General features: G+C 68.4%; 16 protein-coding genes. 8 read left to right on the forward strand and 8 right to left on the reverse strand.

All coding sequences use genetic code 11. The features are described from left to right. Positions 1–412: 412 nt before the first annotated feature. Together V9K99_RS22625 and V9K99_RS22630 are read left to right on the forward strand one after the other, a co-directional pair. Positions 413–1,252, forward strand: a complete 840-nt coding sequence (locus tag V9K99_RS22625; RefSeq protein WP_337006101.1) for a helix-turn-helix domain-containing protein — start codon at positions 413–415, stop codon at positions 1,250–1,252. A gap of 67 nt (positions 1,253–1,319) precedes the next feature. Next, complete coding sequence (locus V9K99_RS22630) at positions 1,320–1,901, forward strand: dihydrofolate reductase family protein (RefSeq protein ID WP_337006103.1); 582 nt, start codon at positions 1,320–1,322, stop codon at positions 1,899–1,901. Between the two features lie 33 nt (positions 1,902–1,934). On the opposite strand, the gene V9K99_RS22635 is transcribed toward V9K99_RS22630, so the two are convergent. Next, entirely contained in the window at positions 1,935–3,026 is a 1,092-nt protein-coding gene (locus V9K99_RS22635; RefSeq protein ID WP_337006105.1) for a neutral zinc metallopeptidase, read from the reverse strand. Between the two features lie 122 nt (positions 3,027–3,148). On the opposite strand from V9K99_RS22635, the gene V9K99_RS22640 reads away from it, so the two are divergent. After that, complete coding sequence (locus V9K99_RS22640) at positions 3,149–4,834, forward strand: DUF2207 domain-containing protein (RefSeq protein WP_337006107.1); 1,686 nt, start codon at positions 3,149–3,151, stop codon at positions 4,832–4,834. A 55-nt stretch (positions 4,835–4,889) separates the two neighbouring features. Here V9K99_RS22640 and V9K99_RS22645 read toward each other — a convergent pair whose 3' ends face one another. Together V9K99_RS22645 and V9K99_RS22650 are read right to left on the reverse strand one after the other, a co-directional pair. Then, positions 4,890–5,900 carry a neutral zinc metallopeptidase gene (locus tag V9K99_RS22645; RefSeq protein ID WP_337006109.1) on the reverse strand — a complete coding sequence of 337 codons (1,011 nt, stop codon included), beginning with the start codon at positions 5,898–5,900 and terminating at the stop codon, positions 4,890–4,892. A gap of 1,120 nt (positions 5,901–7,020) precedes the next feature. After that, positions 7,021–8,238, reverse strand: coding sequence for a neutral zinc metallopeptidase (locus V9K99_RS22650; RefSeq protein WP_337006111.1), 1,218 nt, complete (start codon positions 8,236–8,238; stop codon positions 7,021–7,023). 145 nt (positions 8,239–8,383) lie between these two features. Here V9K99_RS22650 and V9K99_RS22655 point away from each other — a divergent pair, with 145 nt between their 5' ends. Further along, positions 8,384–10,063, forward strand: coding sequence for a DUF2207 domain-containing protein (locus tag V9K99_RS22655; protein WP_337006113.1), 1,680 nt, complete (start codon positions 8,384–8,386; stop codon positions 10,061–10,063). 57 nt (positions 10,064–10,120) lie between these two features. Here V9K99_RS22655 and V9K99_RS22660 read toward each other — a convergent pair whose 3' ends face one another. The 4 genes from V9K99_RS22660 to V9K99_RS22675 all read right to left on the reverse strand — a co-directional run bounded on the left by V9K99_RS22660 (position 10,121) and on the right by V9K99_RS22675 (position 14,270). Continuing rightward, positions 10,121–11,410: a peptidase C39 family protein gene (locus tag V9K99_RS22660; protein ID WP_337006115.1), complete on the reverse strand. Its 1,290-nt coding sequence runs from the start codon at positions 11,408–11,410 to the stop codon at positions 10,121–10,123. Positions 11,411–11,487: 77 nt separating this feature from the next. Further along, entirely contained in the window at positions 11,488–12,051 is a 564-nt protein-coding gene (locus V9K99_RS22665; protein WP_337006117.1) for a GNAT family N-acetyltransferase, read from the reverse strand. A gap of 90 nt (positions 12,052–12,141) precedes the next feature. After that, positions 12,142–12,978, reverse strand: coding sequence for a lysozyme (locus V9K99_RS22670; protein ID WP_337006118.1), 837 nt, complete (start codon positions 12,976–12,978; stop codon positions 12,142–12,144). A gap of 104 nt (positions 12,979–13,082) precedes the next feature. Beyond that, positions 13,083–14,270 (reverse strand): neutral zinc metallopeptidase, encoded by a 1,188-nt coding sequence (locus tag V9K99_RS22675; protein ID WP_337006119.1) that lies wholly within the window; start codon positions 14,268–14,270, stop codon positions 13,083–13,085. Between the two features lie 69 nt (positions 14,271–14,339). Between V9K99_RS22675 and cysS the strand changes: the two genes are divergently transcribed. The 4 genes from cysS to V9K99_RS22695 are packed head-to-tail and all read left to right on the forward strand — an operon-like array spanning position 14,340 to position 17,452. Continuing rightward, positions 14,340–15,776: a cysteine--tRNA ligase gene (gene cysS / locus V9K99_RS22680; RefSeq protein WP_337006121.1), complete on the forward strand. Its 1,437-nt coding sequence runs from the start codon at positions 14,340–14,342 to the stop codon at positions 15,774–15,776. Position 15,777: 1 nt separating this feature from the next. Then, entirely contained in the window at positions 15,778–16,737 is a 960-nt protein-coding gene (rlmB, locus tag V9K99_RS22685; RefSeq protein ID WP_337006123.1) for a 23S rRNA (guanosine(2251)-2'-O)-methyltransferase RlmB, read from the forward strand. 32 nt (positions 16,738–16,769) lie between these two features. Continuing rightward, a complete protein-coding gene (locus tag V9K99_RS22690; protein ID WP_337323597.1) occupies positions 16,770–17,051 on the forward strand; it encodes a type II toxin-antitoxin system Phd/YefM family antitoxin in 282 nt (93 codons plus the stop codon). After that, positions 17,048–17,452, forward strand: coding sequence for a type II toxin-antitoxin system VapC family toxin (locus tag V9K99_RS22695; RefSeq protein ID WP_337006127.1), 405 nt, complete (start codon positions 17,048–17,050; stop codon positions 17,450–17,452). The genes V9K99_RS22690 and V9K99_RS22695 overlap by 4 nt, the downstream gene beginning before the upstream one ends. A gap of 56 nt (positions 17,453–17,508) precedes the next feature. Here V9K99_RS22695 and V9K99_RS22700 read toward each other — a convergent pair whose 3' ends face one another. Continuing rightward, on the reverse strand, positions 17,509–18,393 hold the full coding sequence (locus V9K99_RS22700; RefSeq protein WP_337006128.1) for a S1 family peptidase: 885 nt from the start codon (positions 18,391–18,393) through the stop codon (positions 17,509–17,511). Positions 18,394–18,459: the final 66 nt, after the last annotated feature.

Below are 18,459 nucleotides of genomic sequence, written 5' to 3' on the forward strand. Positions count from 1 at the left end.
CCGCTCCGACGCCGCCCCTCGCCCCGCGCTCCCACCAACCGTGAGACCCCACGCGGCGTCTACGTTCGCTCCTGCGTCGCTCCCTCGCGCCGCTCCCACCCGCCCGAGGCGCGCGTGCTCCTATCGTCGCGCGCTTAGTGACTGGCAGGCGGGCCGTGGTCGCATCAGGGGGAAGTGGTCGTCGGGTGAGGTGGTTGTCTCCCGCGACCAGCACCCTCTATCCCGTAGCCCCCGCCTTTGCCGGCACGTGGCGCGGTGCCCCTGAATTCATCGAACTCGCGCAAAAGCCAGATCTACCAGGCGTTCCGGGGGGCGGGCGCGTGATGCGGACCGTGGCGCTGCTGTGGTTCCTCGCCGACTCGGGGCTGCCGGCGGGGTTGATCGCGAACACGGGGGCGGCGATGCTGTGGGCGTGGAGTACGTGTCCAGAGTGCCGCGACCGCCGCTGGACGGGCTGATCGACGACCTTTACTACCTGGAGGGTGCGCCGCCGTACGCCCGGCTGACGCTGCCGCCGGCGCCGTCGGCGTTGCTGATCGTCAACCTCGGGGCGCCGTTCCGCATCCGCGCCGCCACCGACATCGAGACGGCCGAGTACGCCGACGGCTGCGTGGTCACCATGCCCACCCGCGCGTGGGAGTTCAGCTACCCACTCCCGACCCGGTCCGTCGGCGTGCACGTCAAGCCGTGGGGGCTGGCGCCGTTCCTGCCGATGCCCGCGGCCGAGCTGTGTGACCGGCCGGTGACGGTAGAGCAGGTTTGGGGCCGGCCTGCCGTTGCTGAGCTGCGAGACCGGCTGGCCACGGCGGACGGACCGCACGAGATGATGACGCTGCTCGAGGAGGAGCTGATGCGACGGCTGTGCGAGACCGCCGGCCTGGGGCTGGTCCGCCATACGAGCAGTGTCATCGCGGCGACCAAGGGGGCGGTGGCGATCGGTGACCTGAGCGTGGCAGCCGGTGTCAGCAGCACTCATCTGGCACAGCGGTTCAAGGAGCTCATCGGCGTCACGCCGAAGCGGCTGGCCCGCAGCCACCGCTTCGCCACCACCCTGTTGGCGATCGACCCCGCCGGACCGATCGACTGGGGCGACCTCGCTGGTGGCGCAGGCTACTTCGACCAGGCCCACTTCGGCCACGAGTTCCAGGCGTTCACCGGGCTCACGCCGACCCGGTACGTCGAAGTCCGGCGGCGGTTCCTGCGCGAACATCCCGGCCACGTGCTGGACGGCTGGCCGCTGCCGGCCGATTGATTTCTTACAAGAGCCACAGCTCACGACACGCTAATTTGGGGGCACCCCAAATGGAAAGGAGAGCGCCGTGGGCAAGGTGGTCATGTACAGCTCGGTGTCTGTGGACGGCTTCATCGCGGACGAGAATGACCAGCCCGGACCGCTGTTCGACTGGTTGACCAGCGGTGACGTCCCGATGGACGAGAGCGGTGTGCTCAAGCTGTCGCAGGTGTCCTACGACTACACCCGGACGTACTGGGACCAGATCGGGGCGACGATCGCCGGCCGCCACGTCTTCGACCTGACGGACGGCTGGGACGGGAAGCCCCCGGGCGGGGTCGACCACGTGGTCGTCGTGACGCACCGGCCGATGCCCGAGGGCTGGGACCCCGAGGCACCGTTTCACTTCGTCGACGGCGTCGAGGCAGCCGTGGCCAAGGCGCAGGAGCTTGCGGGTGACCGCATAGTCGAGGTCGCCGCCGGCGACGTCGGTGGCCAGGCGCTTGCCGCGGGCCTGGTCGACGAGGTGCGCATGGACGTCGTACCCGTCGTGTTCGGGTCCGGCAAGCGCTACTTCGGGTCGGTCGACGCGCAGCACCTGTTGGAGGATCCTGACGCGGTGATTCAGGGCAACCGGGTCCTTCACCTGCGCTTTCAAGTGCGCCGTTGACCGATCTGAGCGAGTACGCGAAGAAGTCCGAGTTTATTTGACTAGGTCGGCGGGGGCTGCGTAGGTGTTGCAGGCTTTGTTTTCGGCTATGTTGAAGCCGTTTTGGATCCAGAAGCCTTGGCTGGTGGCGAGGCCGTGGGTTCGTTCTTCGGGTGGGGTGTTGGGGGATTCGCCGAAGCTGTTGCTGGATTGTTCTATGAACTCGTTCATGCGGTTGGTCAGCGGATACGTGTTCGCGACCGCCTTGCTGAAGACGCCGGCGAAGCAGGAGGCCTGGAGTTCGTTGCGGCGGGAGTACTCGAGCTTCTTGTCCGGGTGGTCCTGCAGGTACGCCGCTCGCGCGTAGAACAACCCGGTGACGCCCTGCACGTGGTGGCCGTACTCGTGCGCGATCGTCATCAGATACGCGAGGTCCTGCTCCGGACCAAACGCTTTGTTCATCTGCTGTACGTCGGTATACATCACCTGATTGCCGTAGCAGTAGAACGCCAGCACCCGCCCGGACAGGGGCGCAAAGCTGCCGCATGGGGTGACGACCGGCTTGTCGAACACGACCAGGCCCGGGTCCGGCTTCTCCTGGTCGAGGCCCTTGAAAATCGGGCGCCAGGCGTCGTTCAGGCAGGTGAACAGCTTTTCGTAGTACACCTTCTGCGCCGCCAGGCTGCCGTTGCCGAGGTTCGCGGCCTTGCAGTTCTGCTCCGGCAGTGCGCCGCTGCGGTAGATCTCCGCGTTGAGCAGGTAGTCCTCCGCCGAACCCTCCTGTGGATTGGTGGTGGCTGTCGGCACGATCGACGGACCGGTCACACCGGGCTGGGCGGTGTCGTCGGCGTCGCCGCCCGTCAGGATCACGCTGATGGCGGCCAGCGCCCCGCCGACGATGATGAGCATGACGAAGCCGAACAGGATGAGCCGGACCGCGCCACCCCGGCGCTTTGGCGGCTGGAATCCGCTGAACTGCCCCTGCCCGCCGTAGTACGGCTGACCCCACTGCCCCTGGTACGGCGCTCCCTGCTGGAACGGACCCGGCTGGTACTGAGGACCACCCTGGTACTGAGGGCCGCCGTACTGGCCCTGTGGCCAAGGGGCTGCCTGGGGAGGCGGCAGGACGCCAGGCGGTGGACCCACGGGCCGATCCTGTGGACGGCCCCCGTAGCCGTACGGGCTGCTCACCGGTGTTGCCCTCCTGCCGCTGACACTGGACTGACTCGGGTTCGCTGGGCGAACCGGCACGAGACTACTCTCGACCCATGTCACTGAAGCGCCGCCTCCTGCCGGCTGCCCTGCTGATGTCCCTGACCGTCCCGTTCGTTGCCCTGGGCACATTGCCTGCCCAGGCCGCCGACGACCAGATCACGGCGTACACGGCCGAGGCGACGCTGACCAAGGACGGTGCGCTGCAGGTCAAGGAGACAGTTGACCTGTCAGCCGGCGGCACGACGTTCAGTCGCACACTGACCACCAGGGTCCGAGCGGACTCCGAGCGGGACCGGACGTACGGCGTCAGCGACGTGTCGGCCACTGTGAACGGTCAACCGGCGCAGGGATTCCAGAACGAGAGCATCGACAACGGTCGCCGGCTCACTCTGAACGTGTCCGGCCAGTCGAAGATCGTCTACAGCTACACCGTGGACAACGTGGTGGCCGAGTCCACCGAGGGCCGCGAGGTCAGCTGGCCGATCGTGCAGGGCTTCGGTACGGCGGTCCCGAAGGCCTCAGTGACTGTGGACGTGCCGTTCGCGACCTGGGTGACCTGTATCGCCGGCCGAGTCGGCTCGAGTATGCCGTGTACGTCGTCACAGTTGGCTGAGTCGGCCGCGTTGCAGATCGACCAGAACGGCGTACCGGCTGGTGGGCGGTTGACCTTCCTGACCGGGCTCAGCGACCAGGCGACGGTGCAGCCGAACGCGGAGTTCACGACTCGCTGGAGCCTCGGCCGGGCGTTCACCGTCGACTCCAGCACGATCGGGCTCGCTGCGCTGGTGTTCGGCATCGGACTGCTCGCTGCCGCCGCGCTGTGGTTCCTCCGAGGTCGTGACGCGGGCAAGGTCGGTGGTGGCGCGCCGGAGCGGCCTGTGCTGGACGGCTCGGACGGTCCGCAGTTCGCCGCGCCGGACGGCATCCGGCCGGGTCAGGTCGGCACAGTGGTGGACGAAACGGCTGACGTCGTCGACATCACCGCGACGCTGCTGGACCTCGCCGTACGCAACTACCTGACGATCGTGGAGCTGCCGCGGCAGAGCCAGTTCGGCAAGCTGGACTGGGAGCTGCACCGGTTGAACCAGGGTGGTCCGGAGCTGCTGCCGTACGAGAAGGCCCTGCTGGACGCGGTGTTCGCGGACGGCGACACGGTGGTCGTCTCCGCGCTCGGCCCGTCGCTGCGGCCGCGGCTCAACCTGGTGCGTGAGCAGCTGTACGCCGATGTCGTGACGCAAGGGTGGTTCAGCAGCCGCCCGGACGCCGTCCGGAACCGCTGGACCACTGCGGGCATGGTGCTGCTGGGTGCCGGCGTCGTACTGACGATCGTGCTCGCCATCGTGAGCAAGTACGCCCTGGTGGGCTTCGCGGTGATGCTGGCCGGGCTGGTGCTCGCACTCGTCGGTCAGATCGCACCGGCTCGCACTGCGCGTGGTGCCGCCGTACTGGGGCGCGTGGCCGGTCTGCAGCAGTACCTGCTCGACGAGACCTCGGCTGACCTGCCGCAGAGCCACCGGCTCGAGTTCGCGTCCCGGTGCCTCCCGTACGCCGCTGTGCTCGGGCTGACCGAGAAGTGGGCGCTGGAGATCGCCGCAACCGATGACGACGACGACCCGGACGCCGGCATCGGCTGGTACTCCGGACCGGAGAACTGGCACCTGTCCGACATCGGTGAATCGCTCAGCAACTTCGTGACGTCGTTCGGCGGCTCGCTGACCACGGCGCGCCGCCTCTTCTGAGCTACACACACAGAAGCCCGGGTCCAGTGCGGACCCGGGCTTCTCTGTTGTTCTGCTAGGCCACTCGGGACTCTGCCGCGGTGTAGGTGTTGCAGGAGTTCGGCTGCTTGCTGTTGAACCCGGCGATGGACCACTGGTAGTTGCTGACCCGGTTGCCGTGGTCGTGCACCCGCGGCCGCGCGTAGTCGTCACCGGTGTGCGCGATCAGGAACTTCCAGTTGGCCAGCAGCGGACCGCGCATCGGGATGACGGCCGCGTTCGCGCCCAGGTACGCCGCACCGAGGCAGGTGGCCTGCAGTTCGCGGCGACGGCTCTCGAGCAGCTTCTGGTTCGGCGTCATCTTCTGCTGCCGCGAGACCGAGGCCGCGAGGATGCCGCTCAGGTTCTGGACGTGGTGGCCGTACTCGTGCGCGAACGTGTTCAGCATGATCGCGCGGGCGTACACCGGGTTGTTTACGTAGTACCGGTTGTCCACCGCCCACGGGATGTAGATGGTGTCGTTCGCCGCGCAGTACGACGCCCGGACGCTGCGCTGGATGCCACACGGGGACGGCAGCTTGCCGGCGTACACGGTCGCCTTCGGGGCCCGGAACGGCAGGCCGGCCTTCTTCATCGCCATCGACCAGGTGCGGTTGAGGCACGGCAGCAGGCGGTTGTAGTAGTTCCGCGAGGCGGTGAAGTTGATCGGCGCGAACGTCGGTTCGGCGCACTTCGCGGCCGCGATCGGGCCGACGGTGTAGAGCTTGCTCGCGGTGACCTTCTCCTCGTCGGTCGGCACGGCGGGCGACGGTGTCTCGGACGCCGGCGAGGGGCTCCCGGACGGCGTCTCGGACGGGGTGCCGGAGGGGTCCGTCGACGGGGTGTTGGTCGTCTGTGTGTCGTCGCCGGTGTTGCGGACCAGGAGGGTTACTCCGGAGCCGACGACCAGTACGGCGAGCACCACGAGGCCGATCAGCAGACCACGGGTCCGCGTCCGCGGCTTCCGGCGCCGACCGCCTCCCGGCGGCTGTGGGATCGGGATCGGTGGGTACTGCCACGTCGGCGGCTGCTGCACCGGCTGTCCCATCGGACCGATCTGGCCGCGCTGGGCCGCGTGACGAGGGCCGCCCTGCTGCTGTGCGCTCTGCTGCTGGTTGGTCGGCGGCAGCGCATTGCTCCACGGAGACTGCGCCTGCGGAGCGGGCCCAGGCTGCGAAGGACCACTTTGTGCGCTAGGTCCCCACAGGTAGGAGCTTTCCGAGTAAGCACCTGTGCCGCCGGTCTGAGCACCCGGCTCCCCCAAGCGTGGTGCCGCGCCCTCGCGGGCGCCACCCGCCTGCGGCCTACCAGCCTGCGGACCACCGGACTGAGGACCAGTCTGCGGTCGAGGGACACCAGCCTGAGGAGCACGGCCGCCCTGCGCCGGACCGGCAATCGGTGCGGCACCCTGCCGAGGTCCGGAGCCCTGCTGAGGACCAGCTCCCTGCTGCGACCGGCTCTGCGGCGGCTGCGGAGTGCTGCCGTACGACGGCGCCGACTGCCAGGAACTCACCGGCCCAGCACCACCCGACCCACCGCCGGACCGGCTCGGACCTGACTGGGCAGGACCCGGCTGAGCTGGGCCCGGCTGGCTCGGGCCGGATTGGCTGGCGCCGGATTGGCTGGGGCCGGGTTGGTTGGGAGTGGGGTGTGAGGGGCGGGACTGTTCCGGGTGGGTCTGCCAGGCCGGGCCCTGGTCGGGGTCTTCCGGGCGGCGGTTGGCCCAGCCTTTGCCGAACCAGTTGTTCGCCGGCCGCTCGCCCTCGGCCGCACCGGGGTCCTGGAACTCGCGCTTAGCTTCGGTAGCCTCGCTCCACCAACTGGTCGACTGGCCATCCCCGGCAGGCTGCTCCGGCGGACCGGCCGGCTGGTCGCCGTCAGCCGGTTCGCGCCCCGGGGGTGGATTCCAGTTGTCCGACATCGATACTCCTCACGACCTTTTGGGTGTAGCCGTCAACGTGGTGCATCCGGCGCTGTTCGGGGTGCCGACGTCGCGCCCGGTCGTTCGTCCCCCCGGACTGCTCGCCCCCCGGACATACTTTGCGTGATCCGGACGCACCAGGCTAGCCAGCGCGGCCAGTCCGCGTCTGTATTCCGGTCCACCGTGATCGAGACCACTATGACGTGCCACCCCGCCGCCCCCGTTCCCGCCGTACGACGACCCGCCCTTACTGCACCTTGGCGGAGGAGACGGCGAAGGTGTTGCAGACGCTCGGGTTGCGGCTGTTGAACCCTCGGGTGGCCCAGTACCGGTGGTTCACCCCGTCCCCGTGGTCGTTGTTGTAGTCGGTCCAGTGCAGGATCAGCCACTTCCACTGGAACAGCGCCTGACCGGTGATCGGGTAGGTGCGCTTGTTCGAGCCGATGAAGATGTCGCCGAAGCAGGACGCCTGCAGCTCCAGCCGCCGGCTGCCCTCCAGCTCCAGCGCCTGGCTCGGGGCCTCGTAGCGGATCCGGTGGTTGGCCGCGAGGATGCCGGTCAGGTTCTGGACGTGGTGGCCGTACTCGTGAGCGAACTGGTGCAGCATCCACATCCGCGCCCACACCTTCTGGTAGGCCTGCGGGTAGCGGTTGTAGTTGCCGATGTCCTCGCTGAGGTTCATGTAGATGGTCTCGTTGCTGCCGCAGTAGAACGGCGGACCGGAGTCGTTGCCGGTCCCGCACGGCGTACTGACGGTCCCGCTGAACGGCTGCACGGTCGGCGGCCGGAACTTCGAGCCGGACTTGGCCACCAGCGCGGGCCAGGACTTGTTCAGGCAGCGCAGCAGGGTGACGTAGTTGGCCCGCGCGCCCGACACGTTCGACGGGCGGGACCTGGACTCCTTGCAGTTCACCGACTGCATCGCCCCGGCCTTGTACAGCTTGTTCCGCAGCACCAGGTCGGTGTCGGTCGGCCCCGGCTTGGGCTTCGGCGTGGAGGTCGTCCGCGGTGCGGTCGGCTTGGTCGCCGTCGGCCGCGTCGTGGTCCTGGCCGGCTTGCTCGTCGCACCCGTCGTCGCCACCGACGGCGTCGCGGACGGTCCGTACGTCGGGGTGTAACTGGAGGAGGAGTACGACGGACTGGTGTACGGATCGCTGTCCTTCAACGCGTTCGAGACACCGAACAGCACGACCCCGCCCAGTACGACGACGCCGAGAAGCACGAACACGACCTTGGCCGCGCCGCCCTTCTTCCGTGGTGGCTGCGGTCCACCGGGCGGAGCGCCCCAGCCGAACTGCGGCTGCCCGCCGTACTGCGGACCTTGCGGGGGCATCCCCTGGTACGGCGCGGCCGGCGGCTGACCGCCGTACTGCGGACCCGGCTGCCACGGCTGGGCACCATAAGGCGCACCGTAGGGAGGCTGTGGTTGCTGCCCGGGCGGCGGGCCCCACTGGTTGCCAGACACCCGGCAGACGCTAGCCGAGCCCAGGCTCACCAACTGTTGCCCAGCTCAACAGATCGGAGCTGAGGTGGGCATCACGTTGCCCGGAAACGGCGTCACGGTATGGTGCCCGGGTCAACTGACCCTCTCTATACGGTGTGATTGGGCGATGCGTCTACGTCTGCTCGGGCTAACCCTGTGTGCCCTCGGTCTCTCGGCCCTGACCGGCGTCCCGGCCGGTGCGACCGACTCCCACGGTGCGGCCGATCCGGTCGTGACCAACTTCGACAGCCAGATCCGGGTCGAACGCGACGGCCTGCTCAAGGTCTCCGAAACCTGGAAGCTCAGCGACGTGACCGGGACGTTCACGCGGTTCGTGGTCACCCGCGACCAGCTGCCCGACGACGTCGACCACGTGCAGAAGATCGAGGATCTGAAGGTCACGGCCGGCGGCCAGGACAAGCAGACCGAGGTCAGCACGAACGGCAACGTCACCTCGATCGCGGTCGCCGACGTCAGCGGCAGCACTCAACTGGACTTCACCTACACGGTGCGGGGCGCGGTCGCGACGACGCTGAACGGCACCGAGGTGCGGTTCGCCCCGCTGACCGGCATCAACCTGACCGTCCAGCAGGCGAACATCGTCTTCAGTACGCCGGAAGTCACCCACGTCTCCTGTTTCGCCGGCGCGATCGACAGCAACACCCCGTGCACGCTGGCGCAGCTCGGCGAGACCGCCGGTCCGACGTTCCAGCAGCAGGGCCTGCCGCCGGGTAACACAGTCCGGATGACGGTCGGCTTCCCCGAGGGCGAGATCGCCGCGAACTCGATCGTCGAGTACCGCAAGAGCTTCAAGCGGGCGTTCTCCACCGACACCGCGCAACTGCTCACCGCGCTCGCCGTGCTGCTGCTCGGCGCCATCGCGCTGCTGGTCCTCTACCGGGTCCGCGGCCGCGACCGGGTCGACCCGCGCCGCGTCGTACCGGCGTCGCTGTTCAGCCTCGGCACCGACACCCGGATCGACTTCACCCCGCCGTCCGACCTGCGTCCCGGTGAGGTCGGCACCCTGATCGACGAGCGGATCGACCCGGTCGACGTGACCGCGACGATCATCGACCTGGCCGTCCGCGGGCACCTCACGATCATCGAGCAGGAGCACGACTCCGAGTACGCGCGGCCGGACTGGGAACTGCGCCGGGTCGCGAACGCACCGTCGGAGGAGCTGCAGCGGTACGAGAACGTCCTGATCCGCGCGATCTTCGGCGACTCCGACTCGGTGCTGGTCTCCGAGCTCGGCCGCCAGGTCCGGGCGAACCTCGGCCAGGTCCAGGACGCCCTGTACGACGGTGTGGTCAAGCGCGGCTGGTTCACCGAGCGCCCCGACCGCACCCGGTCGCTGTGGGCAACGATCGGCATCGCCGTCACCGTGCTCGGTGTCGCGCTGACCATCGCCCTTGCGCTGCTGACGAGCTGGGGCCTGCTGGGTCTCGCGGTCACCGCCGTCGGCGTCGGCCTGATCGTGGTCGGCCGCCACATGCCGGCCAAGGCTCCGGCCGCCGGGCGGGTGCTCGGTCAGGTCGCCGCGATCCGGGGCGAGCTGCTCGAGATGGACGTCAGCGAGCTGCCGACGGACCAGCACGCCGAGCTGTGCTCGCGTGCGCTCCCGTACGCCGTCGTACTCGGCGGCTCGGAGCGCTGGATCGACGCACTCGTCGCGACCGACGACGATGTCGACGAGGACGAGGGCTTCCCGTGGTATCGCGGCCCGCGCGGCTGGCACCTGCAGTACCTGCCGGACTCGCTCCGCAACCTCACCACCAACCTCACCGGAGCGCTCTTCGCCCGCTGAGGTCCGCAGAGCAGAACAGCGCCCGCACACCGCCCAGGTGTGCGGGCGCTGTTGCTCTTACCAGTTGGCTTGCGGGCCTGCTGGTGGCAAGGGCATCCCGGCCGGGTGGATGACGTAGACGAGGCCGCCCGAGTGGGGGACCCAGGCGTTCTCGAAGGCGGTCCGGTCGTACGTCGTCCGCACCTCGTCGTTGCTCGGGATCAGGTGCGACGCCGGGTCGTTCACCACCACGTTGCCGGTCGCGTCGAACCCGACGATCACCATCAGGTGCCCGTTCGTCCCGTATCCGGCTCCGGGCAGATCGCCCTTCTTGAAGGACAGCGAGGCGATCAACGGGATCCCGGCCTTGATGAACTGTTCCGCCTCGGTCAGCGACCGCAGCCGGGTGACGAATCCGTCGACCGACCGTGTTCCGGCGTACGCCGTGTTGAACGGCCAGTTCCCGGCGCCGTCGTACGCGTAGTCGAAGACCGATCGGGCCGCGTGGTCGACCTGTGGATCGGCGTCGGCCGGGTCGACCCAGGCCGTCTCCGCGGCGGTCGGCCCGGCGCCGTAGTAGTCGAGCACCATCGCCGTCGACGTCGCCGAGCACCAGGCCTCGCCACCGCCGTCCCACTGCGGGTAGTGCCCGATGTGCGTCTCCTGCGAGTACGTCGGTACGTCGAGAACGATGCCCTCCGCACCGCCAAGGGGGCTGACGGCAACCTTCTTCGCATCCGGCAGCCGGGACGCCATCGCACCGACGGACCGGACCGCCGGGGCCTGCGTCGTACCGGCGAGCCGGTAGAGCGTCACCTTCAGCTGCCACCGGTCGAGTGACCGGTCGCCGGCCGCGACGAAGGTGTCGACGGCAACCGATCCGTTCGTGTCCCCCTGGGCCGGCACCGAGGTGCGGTGGATGTCGCCGGCCGCGGTGTCGTCACCGCTCGACCACCGGCCGAGCACGTACCACTTGGTGGTGGTGCCCAGATCGGTCCGGCCGGACATCGCCACTTCGACCCAAGTGCCGGGCGGCGTGGTCGCGTTCCAGGAGGCGATCAGCTCGGTCAGGCCGAAGCCGGGTGTGACGACCGGCGACGTCCAACTGGTCCGGTCGTAGCTCTTCGCGGTGCCGTCACCGAACGGATCGACGTACGACGTGGTGCCGGTCGACGTACCGAAAGTGAGGGCGCCGTCGGTGACGGTGGTGCCGGAGTGGGCACCGGCGAGGAAGTCGGCGGACGACGTCCACGTGGTGTACGCGATGTCGTGCAACTGCGGCACCTTGGCGGCCTCGCTGGACAACGTGCCGGAAGTCAGCACGACCACACCGAGGAGCAGGGCGGCAATGGAACGGGCGGCGGTCATGTTCCGACGGTAGACCCGGTGCCCGCCGCTGTCGCGGTGAACGCGTGCCGCAGTTGCGGTCTTGTCCAGTCAAATAGTTACGAACGTTTGAGCCACTCGTCGGCGAGCATCGCGTAGACGGCTTCGTCGGTCCATTCGCCCTTGAGGAACTCGTTCTGGCGGAAGGTCCCTTCGTGCCGCATCCCCAGCCGCTTCAGCAGGTTCGCCGAGCCGGTGTTGCGGGCATCCAGGCGGCCGATGATCCGGTGCATGCCGAACTCCTCGAAGCCCAGGCGCAGGGTCTCGAGCGAGGCCTCCGCGGCGTACCCGTGCCCGTGGAACTCCGGGTGGAACACGAACCCGATCTCGCCGCCGCGATGCTCCGCGTTCTCTACGAACAGCGACACCTCACCGAGGTGCTGCCCGGTCTCGCGCAGGATCACCGCAAGCGTCAGCGACTGCCGGTCCGTGTCCATCATCGGGAAGTCGGCCAGCCGGCCCGGCAGTGACTTGTTGCGGACCCGCTCGGGCGTCTGCGTGTCGTACAGCAGGAAGCGCGTCACGTCGTCGTTCGACTGCAGTTTCAGCAGGTCGTCGTAGTCGGTCTCGAGGTAGCGGCGAAGGGTCAGGCGGTCGGTCTCGATCGGCAAGGAAAGGGTCACCTTCCGAGCCTATGAGATGTCCGCAAGTCAATAAAACAAGGCAGGCCAGGCCCTCCCGCGTCGTTGTGGGAGGGCCTGACGCAGTCCGGCTCAGCCGTTGGCGAGGGCAACCAGGCGGGTCTGGTCGCCGTTGAAGTGGTTCTGGTCCAGTGGAGTGGAGGTCCACTGCCAGAACGTGTAGAACGGCCAGCCGCCCGGCAGGGTGCCCACGGTCGATGCGTAGCGGGCGACCCAGAGCGGGTTGGTCGCGTTGAAGGCGGTGGTGTTACCGGTGCAGCGGGTCCACCAGTCGAGGTTGGTGTAGATGACCGCGTCCCGGGTGGTGCGGGCCTTGTAGGTGTTGAGGAAGTCCCGGATCCAGCTGACCATGGCGGACTGACTCAGTCCGTAGCAGGTGGCGCCGTACGGGTTGTACTCGATGTCGAGGGCGCCCGGCAGGGTCTTGCCGTCCCGGGACCAGCCGCCGCCGTTGCTGGCGAAGTAGTTGGCCTGGGTGGCGCCGCTGGAGGTGTTCGGGGTGGCGAAGTGGTAGGCGCCGCGGATCATGCCGACGTTGTAGGACCCGTTGTACTGCTGGGCGAAGTACGGGTTCTTGTACGACGTGCCTTCGGTCGCCTTGACGTAGGCGAACCGCTTGCCGTTGTTCCACTGCGCGGTCCAGTCGACGTTGCCCTGGTGACTGGAAACGTCGATACCTTCGACGACCGCGGTCGGTGCCATGACGGCCGGAGCCGAACTGGTCGTCGTCGTGTTCTGCAGCCAGCCCATGTACGCCTCGCCGGCCTGGTCGATGCCGTGCTGACGTGCCTGGGCGGTGGGCTGCTGTGCTGCGGTGGTGGGATCGGTGGGACGTGCTTGGGCGGGGCCGATCGAGGCCAGGAGCAGGCCAAGAGTCACTGCGGCACCCGTGAAAAGGGCGGACTTCACGGTGAACCTCCACAGAGCGATGAGAGGCGGAACAGAGCGCTCGGCGGAGGTTTTACCCGTCAGTTGTAAGAATCAACCCTTCATCTTTGAAGGAATGTGAGAATTTACCGAACGTACGTCGCGGCGGCGACATAGGTATTGCAGGACCCCGGATTCCGGGTGACGAAACCGGCGTTGGCCCAGCGGGGGATGACCGCCCGGCTGCCGTGGTCGCGCCGGGATCCGTACTCGTCACCCGAGTGCGAGTGCAGGTAGTCCAGTTGCGACTTGAGCAGCCCGCTCATCTTGTAGCTGCTCTTGTTCGCACCGATGAACACGTTGCCGAGGCAGGTCGCCTGGATCTCCAGCCGCCGGCTCATCTGCAACGCGGCGTCACCGGACTTCTCGTACTCGATGTTGTTCGACGCACGCAGGATGCCGGTCAGGTTCTGCAGATGGTGGCCGTACTCGTGCGCGACCGTGTCCGTCATCTCCGCCCGGATCCAGGCCATCGCCTGCGTCCGGTTCGGGTACCTCGAGTACGTCTGGAAGTACTTCATGTCGCCCGCGGCGTCCATGTAGATCGTCCGGTTCGCCGAGCAGTAGAACGAACTCGGCGCATTGCCGCTGCACGGCGTACTGACGGGGCCGGTGAACGCGATCAGCCGGGGCGCGGCGAAGGTCTTGCCGGACATCGCGACCTGACGCGGCCAGGCCTTGTTCAGGCAGGCCAGGAGTGCGGCGTAGTACTTGCGGGCGTTCGCAGCGCTGTTGGCCCGGGCGCCCGACTCCCGGCAGTTCACCGTGCGCTGCACGCCGGTCTTGTAGATCCGGTTCTTCGTGACGATGTCGGAGTCCGACGGCTCGGGGACGCTGGGGGTGGTCCGCGTCGTCGTCGGCCGGGTGGTCGGCCGCGTGCTGGTCCGGCTGTACGTCGGTGCCGTGGTCGGCTCGTAGGTCGAGGTGTACGTGGGCTGCGGCGAGGTGTAGTCGTCGTCCGAGCCCTTCGACACCTGGGACCACAGGAACAGCCCGACGACCCCGGCCACCACGACCACGATCGGCAGCACGATCCAGCCTGCCTTGCTCTTCTTCTTCGGCGGCGGCGGGAAGCCGTTCGAGCCCCACCCGAACCCGGGTCCCTGCGGCGGCGGCCCCCACTGCTGCGAACCGGGCGGGCCGTACTGCGGGGCGCCGTACTGCGGGGGAGGACCGGCGTACTGCTGCGGCGGCGGACCGTACTGCTGGGGCGGTCCCTGGTACGGCGGTGGTCCCTGGGGCGGCGGTCCGCCGTACGGGGGCTGGTTCGACAAGGAGTCCTCCTGGGGCTGGTCCGGACAATATTGTCAAGAGCAGGTGTCAACTCCCGTTACCCTTGATCGGTGACACTTCGCTTGTACGACACCGCGACAGCAGCAGTGAGGGATTTCGTGCCGGTCCGTCCGGGCCAGGTCGGGATCTACCACTGTGGGCTGACGGTGCAGGGTGCCCCGCACGTCGGGCACATCTACAAGGAGGTCGTGTTCGACGTCCTGCGGCGCTGGCTGGAGCGCTCCGGGTACGAGGTCACCGTGATCGCGAACGTGACCGACATCGAGGACAAGATCCTGGCCAAGTCGGCCGAACGCGGCGTCCCGTGGTGGGCGCACGCCTACGAGTTCGAGCGCGAGCTGCACTGGGCGTACGACGTCCTCGGCTGCCGCCCGCCGACCTACGAGCCGCGCGCCACCGGCCACATCCCGGAGATGCTGGAGCTGATCGACCAGCTGATCGAGCGCGGACACGCGTACGTCGCCCCGGACGGGTCGGGTGACGTCTACTTCGACGTGAAGTCGTGGCCGCAGTACGGCGAGCTGTCGAACCAGAAGATCGAGGACATGGAAGCCGCCGAGGACGCGGACCCGCGCGGTAAGCGGGACCCGCGGGACTTCGCGCTGTGGAAGGGCCACACCGACGGCACGCCGCGGACGGCGTCCTGGCCGACCCCGTGGGGCCGCGGCCGCCCGGGCTGGCACCTGGAGTGCTCGGCGATGGCGGGCAAGTACCTCGGCGACGAGTTCGACATCCACGGTGGCGGGCTGGACCTGCGGTTCCCGCACCACGAGAACGAGCTGGCCCAGTCGACCGCGGTCGGCCAGAAGTTCGCCCGGTTCTGGATGCACAACGCGCTCGTCACCACGGCCGGCGAGAAGATGTCGAAGTCGCTGGGCAACAGCGCGGTCGTCCGCAACGTGGTCGAGCGGGTCCGGCCGATCGAGCTGCGGTACTACCTGGTCCAGTCGCACTACCGCTCGGTGGTGGAGTTCTCCTTCGGTGCGCTGGAGGAGGCTGCGACCAGCTTCCAGCGGGTCGAGGGGTTCGTGACGCGGGCGACCGAGGTGACCGGTGGGGTCGAGCCGGCCGACGGGTTGCCGGCCGACTTCGTCACCGCGATGGACGACGATCTCGGCACGCCGGCGGCGTTCGCCGTACTGCACAACACCATCCGGGACGGGAACAAGCTGGTCGCCGACGGGGACTCGCCCGCCCTGCGGGAGAACCTGGCGGCCGTCCGCGGGATGCTCGGCGTGCTCGGGATCGACCCGCTGGCCGAGCCGTGGGTGTCCAGGACCGGTGCCACCGAAGAGCTCAGTGAGGTGGTGGACGGGTTGGTCAAGGCGCTGTTGGAGCAGCGGCAGGCCGCCCGGGAGCGCAAGGACTATGCCGCGTCGGACGAGATCCGCGACCGGCTGAAGGCGCTCGGCGTCGTCGTCGAGGACACCCCACAGGGGCCTCGCTGGTCGATTGCCGCGCCGGCAACCAACAACGAAGGAAGCTGACGTGCCAGGCAACAGCCAGCGCAAGGGTGCCATCCGGAAGAAGCCACGTGGGAACCCGACCGCCGGATCCGGTGGCCGGGTTCGCCGCGGTCTGGAGGGCAAGGGCCCGACACCGAAGGCGGTGGACCGGGTCAAGCACCCCGCGCACAAGCGGGCGAAGGCGAAGGAGCGCGCCCAGGAGCGCGAACGCAGCCGTCGACCGGCCCGGAAGGACACCGACTCGTCCGTCGAGTGGGTGTACGGCCGCAACCCGGTCGTGGAGGCGTTGCGGGCCGGGGTTCCGGTCGCCGCTCTTCATGTTGCCGAGGGCACCGAACGGGACGCCCGGCTGCGGGAGGCGCTGCTGATCGCGGTCGAGCACGGCATCTCGGTGCTCGAGGTGCCGCGGACCGAGCTCGACCGGGTGACCAGCAACGGCGCCCACCAGGGTGTCGCGGTGCAGATCCCGCCGTACGAGTACGCACATCCGGACGACCTGCTCACCCGGGCGTACGACGCCGGCGAGGTGCCGCTCGTGGTCGCGCTCGACGGGGTGACCGACCCGCGCAACCTGGGCGCGATCACCCGCTCCGCGGCCGCTTTCGGTGCCCACGGCGTACTGGTGCCAGAGCGTCGTACGGCGTCCATGTCGGCGTCGGCGTGGAAGACGTCGGCCGGTGCGGCGGCCCGGATCCCGGTCGCTCGCGCGACCAACCTGAACCGCGCGCTCAAGTCGTACAAGGACGCCGGCCTGATGGTCGTCGGCCTGGACATGGGCGGCGAGGTCGAGCTCCCCGACCTGGACGCGGCCACCGAGCCGCTCGTCCTCGTGGTCGGCTCCGAAGGCAAGGGCCTGGCCCGCCTGGTCCGCGAGAACTGCGACATCATCGTCTCCATCCCGATGACCAGCGCCACCGAATCCCTCAACGCCGGTATCGCCACCGGCGTAGCCCTCTACGAGATCTCCCGCCGCCGCGGTTGATGTAACTACATGAAGTAGGTACATTGATGAGTATGGAGACCATCGGGCTGCGCGAGCTGAACCAGAACCCGTCGAAAGCGGTGGCTCGCGTGCGCGCCGGCGAGACGATTGTGGTGACCGACCGGGGCCGGCCGGTGCTTCGCCTCGTGCCGGAGGACGAGCGGCCGGGTGCTCTCCAGCGGTTGATCGACGCCGGTGAGGTCACGCCACCCGCCGAGCTGGGGATGCCGGATCTGATGCTCGAGCTTGCGCCGGATGTGGAGAGTCTTTCGGACGTGCTGATCGAGGATCGGGACAAGGAGCGGCGCAGGTGATCTACCTCGATGCCTGCGCGCTGTTGAAGTTCATCAAGCCCGAAGTAGAGTCGGCGGCCCTGCGGCGGTGGCGGGAGTCGCTGTCGGAGGACGTGGAGTTGATCACCAGCGAGCTGGCCAAGCTCGAAATCACTCGTACTTTGCTGCGGGCGGGTGTGGATCATCAGCAGGTGCCGTTCTTTGCGGCACAGGCCGTTCGTGGGATCTATCTGGTCGACCTGACCTCGACCGTGTTGAGCCGCGCGATGGCGTACCGGACAAGCCGGCTCGGATCGCTTGACGCCATTCATCTGGCCAGCGCAGAGCCGTTCCGCGGGGACCTGTCCGAGTTCGTCACCTATGACAAAGAGTTGGCGGGTGCCGCCGAGGAGCTTGGCTTCCCGGTGACCGCGCCGGCGTAGCTGTGACGAGGCGGCGCCCCGGACCCGCAGCGGGTCCGGGGCGCCGTTTGCGTTGGTCAGTAGACGCTGACGCCGTAGCGGGAGAGAACTTCGGTGACGGGCTGGAAGTAGGTGGTGCCGCCGGAAGAGCAGTTGCCGGAACCACCGGAGGTCAGGCCCAGGGCGACGGTGCCGGCGAAGAGAGCACCGCCGGAGTCACCGCCCTCGGCGCAGACGTTGGTGCGGATCAGGCCGGTGACCGTGCCCTCGGCGTAGTTCACCGTGGCGTTGGTCCCGGTGACCGAGCCGCTGCGCAGGCCGGTCGTGCTACCACTGCGCTTGACCGCCTGACCGACGAACGCGTTCCCCGCCGAGGTGATGTCCTGCGTCGACCCGTTGTACAGGTTCACGCTGCCGGGGTGGTTCGTGTACGACGTGCTGTACCGGACGATCCCGTAGTCGTTACCGGGGAAACTCGAACCGGTCACGGTGCCGAGCAGGGTGGTCTTGCTCGAGTTGGCGTACCAGCTGCTGGCGATGTTGGTGCAGTGACCCGCGGTCAGGAAGTAGTACGTGCTGCCGCTGCGGACGTTGAAGCCGAGCGAGCAGCGGTACTGCCCGCCGTAGATGGCGTCACCGCCGCGGATGTACTTCGACAGCTTGCCGGACATCTTCTCCAGCGTGACCCGGTCACCGAACTGCTTGGTGACATTGGTGAGCGCCGTCAGCTTCCCACCGGTGACCGTGTCGTCGTACGAGACGATGATCCGGCCGTCCGGGTTGGTCTGCCAGGCGGTGCCCGGGATGGATGCGTCCTTGGACAAGGTCGCGGTGATGGCCGTGGCCGACAGCGTCGACGGGTCGACCGGGGCTGCCGAGGCCTGCGTGGCGAGCAGTCCGGTGGCGGTCAGTCCGGCGGCTGCCAGGATTGCGGCGGTACGGCGAATGGGCAGAAATTTCACGGTTTCAGCCTCCTCACGATGAGGACGCGCTCGGGGCGGGTGCGTCCTTGACTTCAACCGTGAGCA

It is taken from the genome of Kribbella sp. CCNWLW201 (assembly GCF_037203805.1).
Taxonomy (GTDB): Bacteria; Actinomycetota; Actinomycetes; order Propionibacteriales; family Kribbellaceae; genus Kribbella.

What these genes read in the sequence shown, in the direction of transcription:
- V9K99_RS22660 (WP_337006115.1), bottom strand. Translation starts at nt 11,410, where the DNA reads ATGACCGCCGCCCGTTCCATTGCCGCCCTGCTCCTCGGTGTGGTCGTG.
- V9K99_RS22655 (WP_337006113.1), top strand. Translation starts at nt 8,384, where the DNA reads ATGCGTCTACGTCTGCTCGGGCTAACCCTGTGTGCCCTCGGTCTCTCG.
- V9K99_RS22645 (WP_337006109.1), bottom strand. Translation starts at nt 5,900, where the DNA reads ATGGGACAGCCGGTGCAGCAGCCGCCGACGTGGCAGTACCCACCGATC.
- V9K99_RS22690 (WP_337323597.1), top strand. Translation starts at nt 16,770, where the DNA reads ATGGAGACCATCGGGCTGCGCGAGCTGAACCAGAACCCGTCGAAAGCG.
- V9K99_RS22640 (WP_337006107.1), top strand. Translation starts at nt 3,149, where the DNA reads ATGTCACTGAAGCGCCGCCTCCTGCCGGCTGCCCTGCTGATGTCCCTG.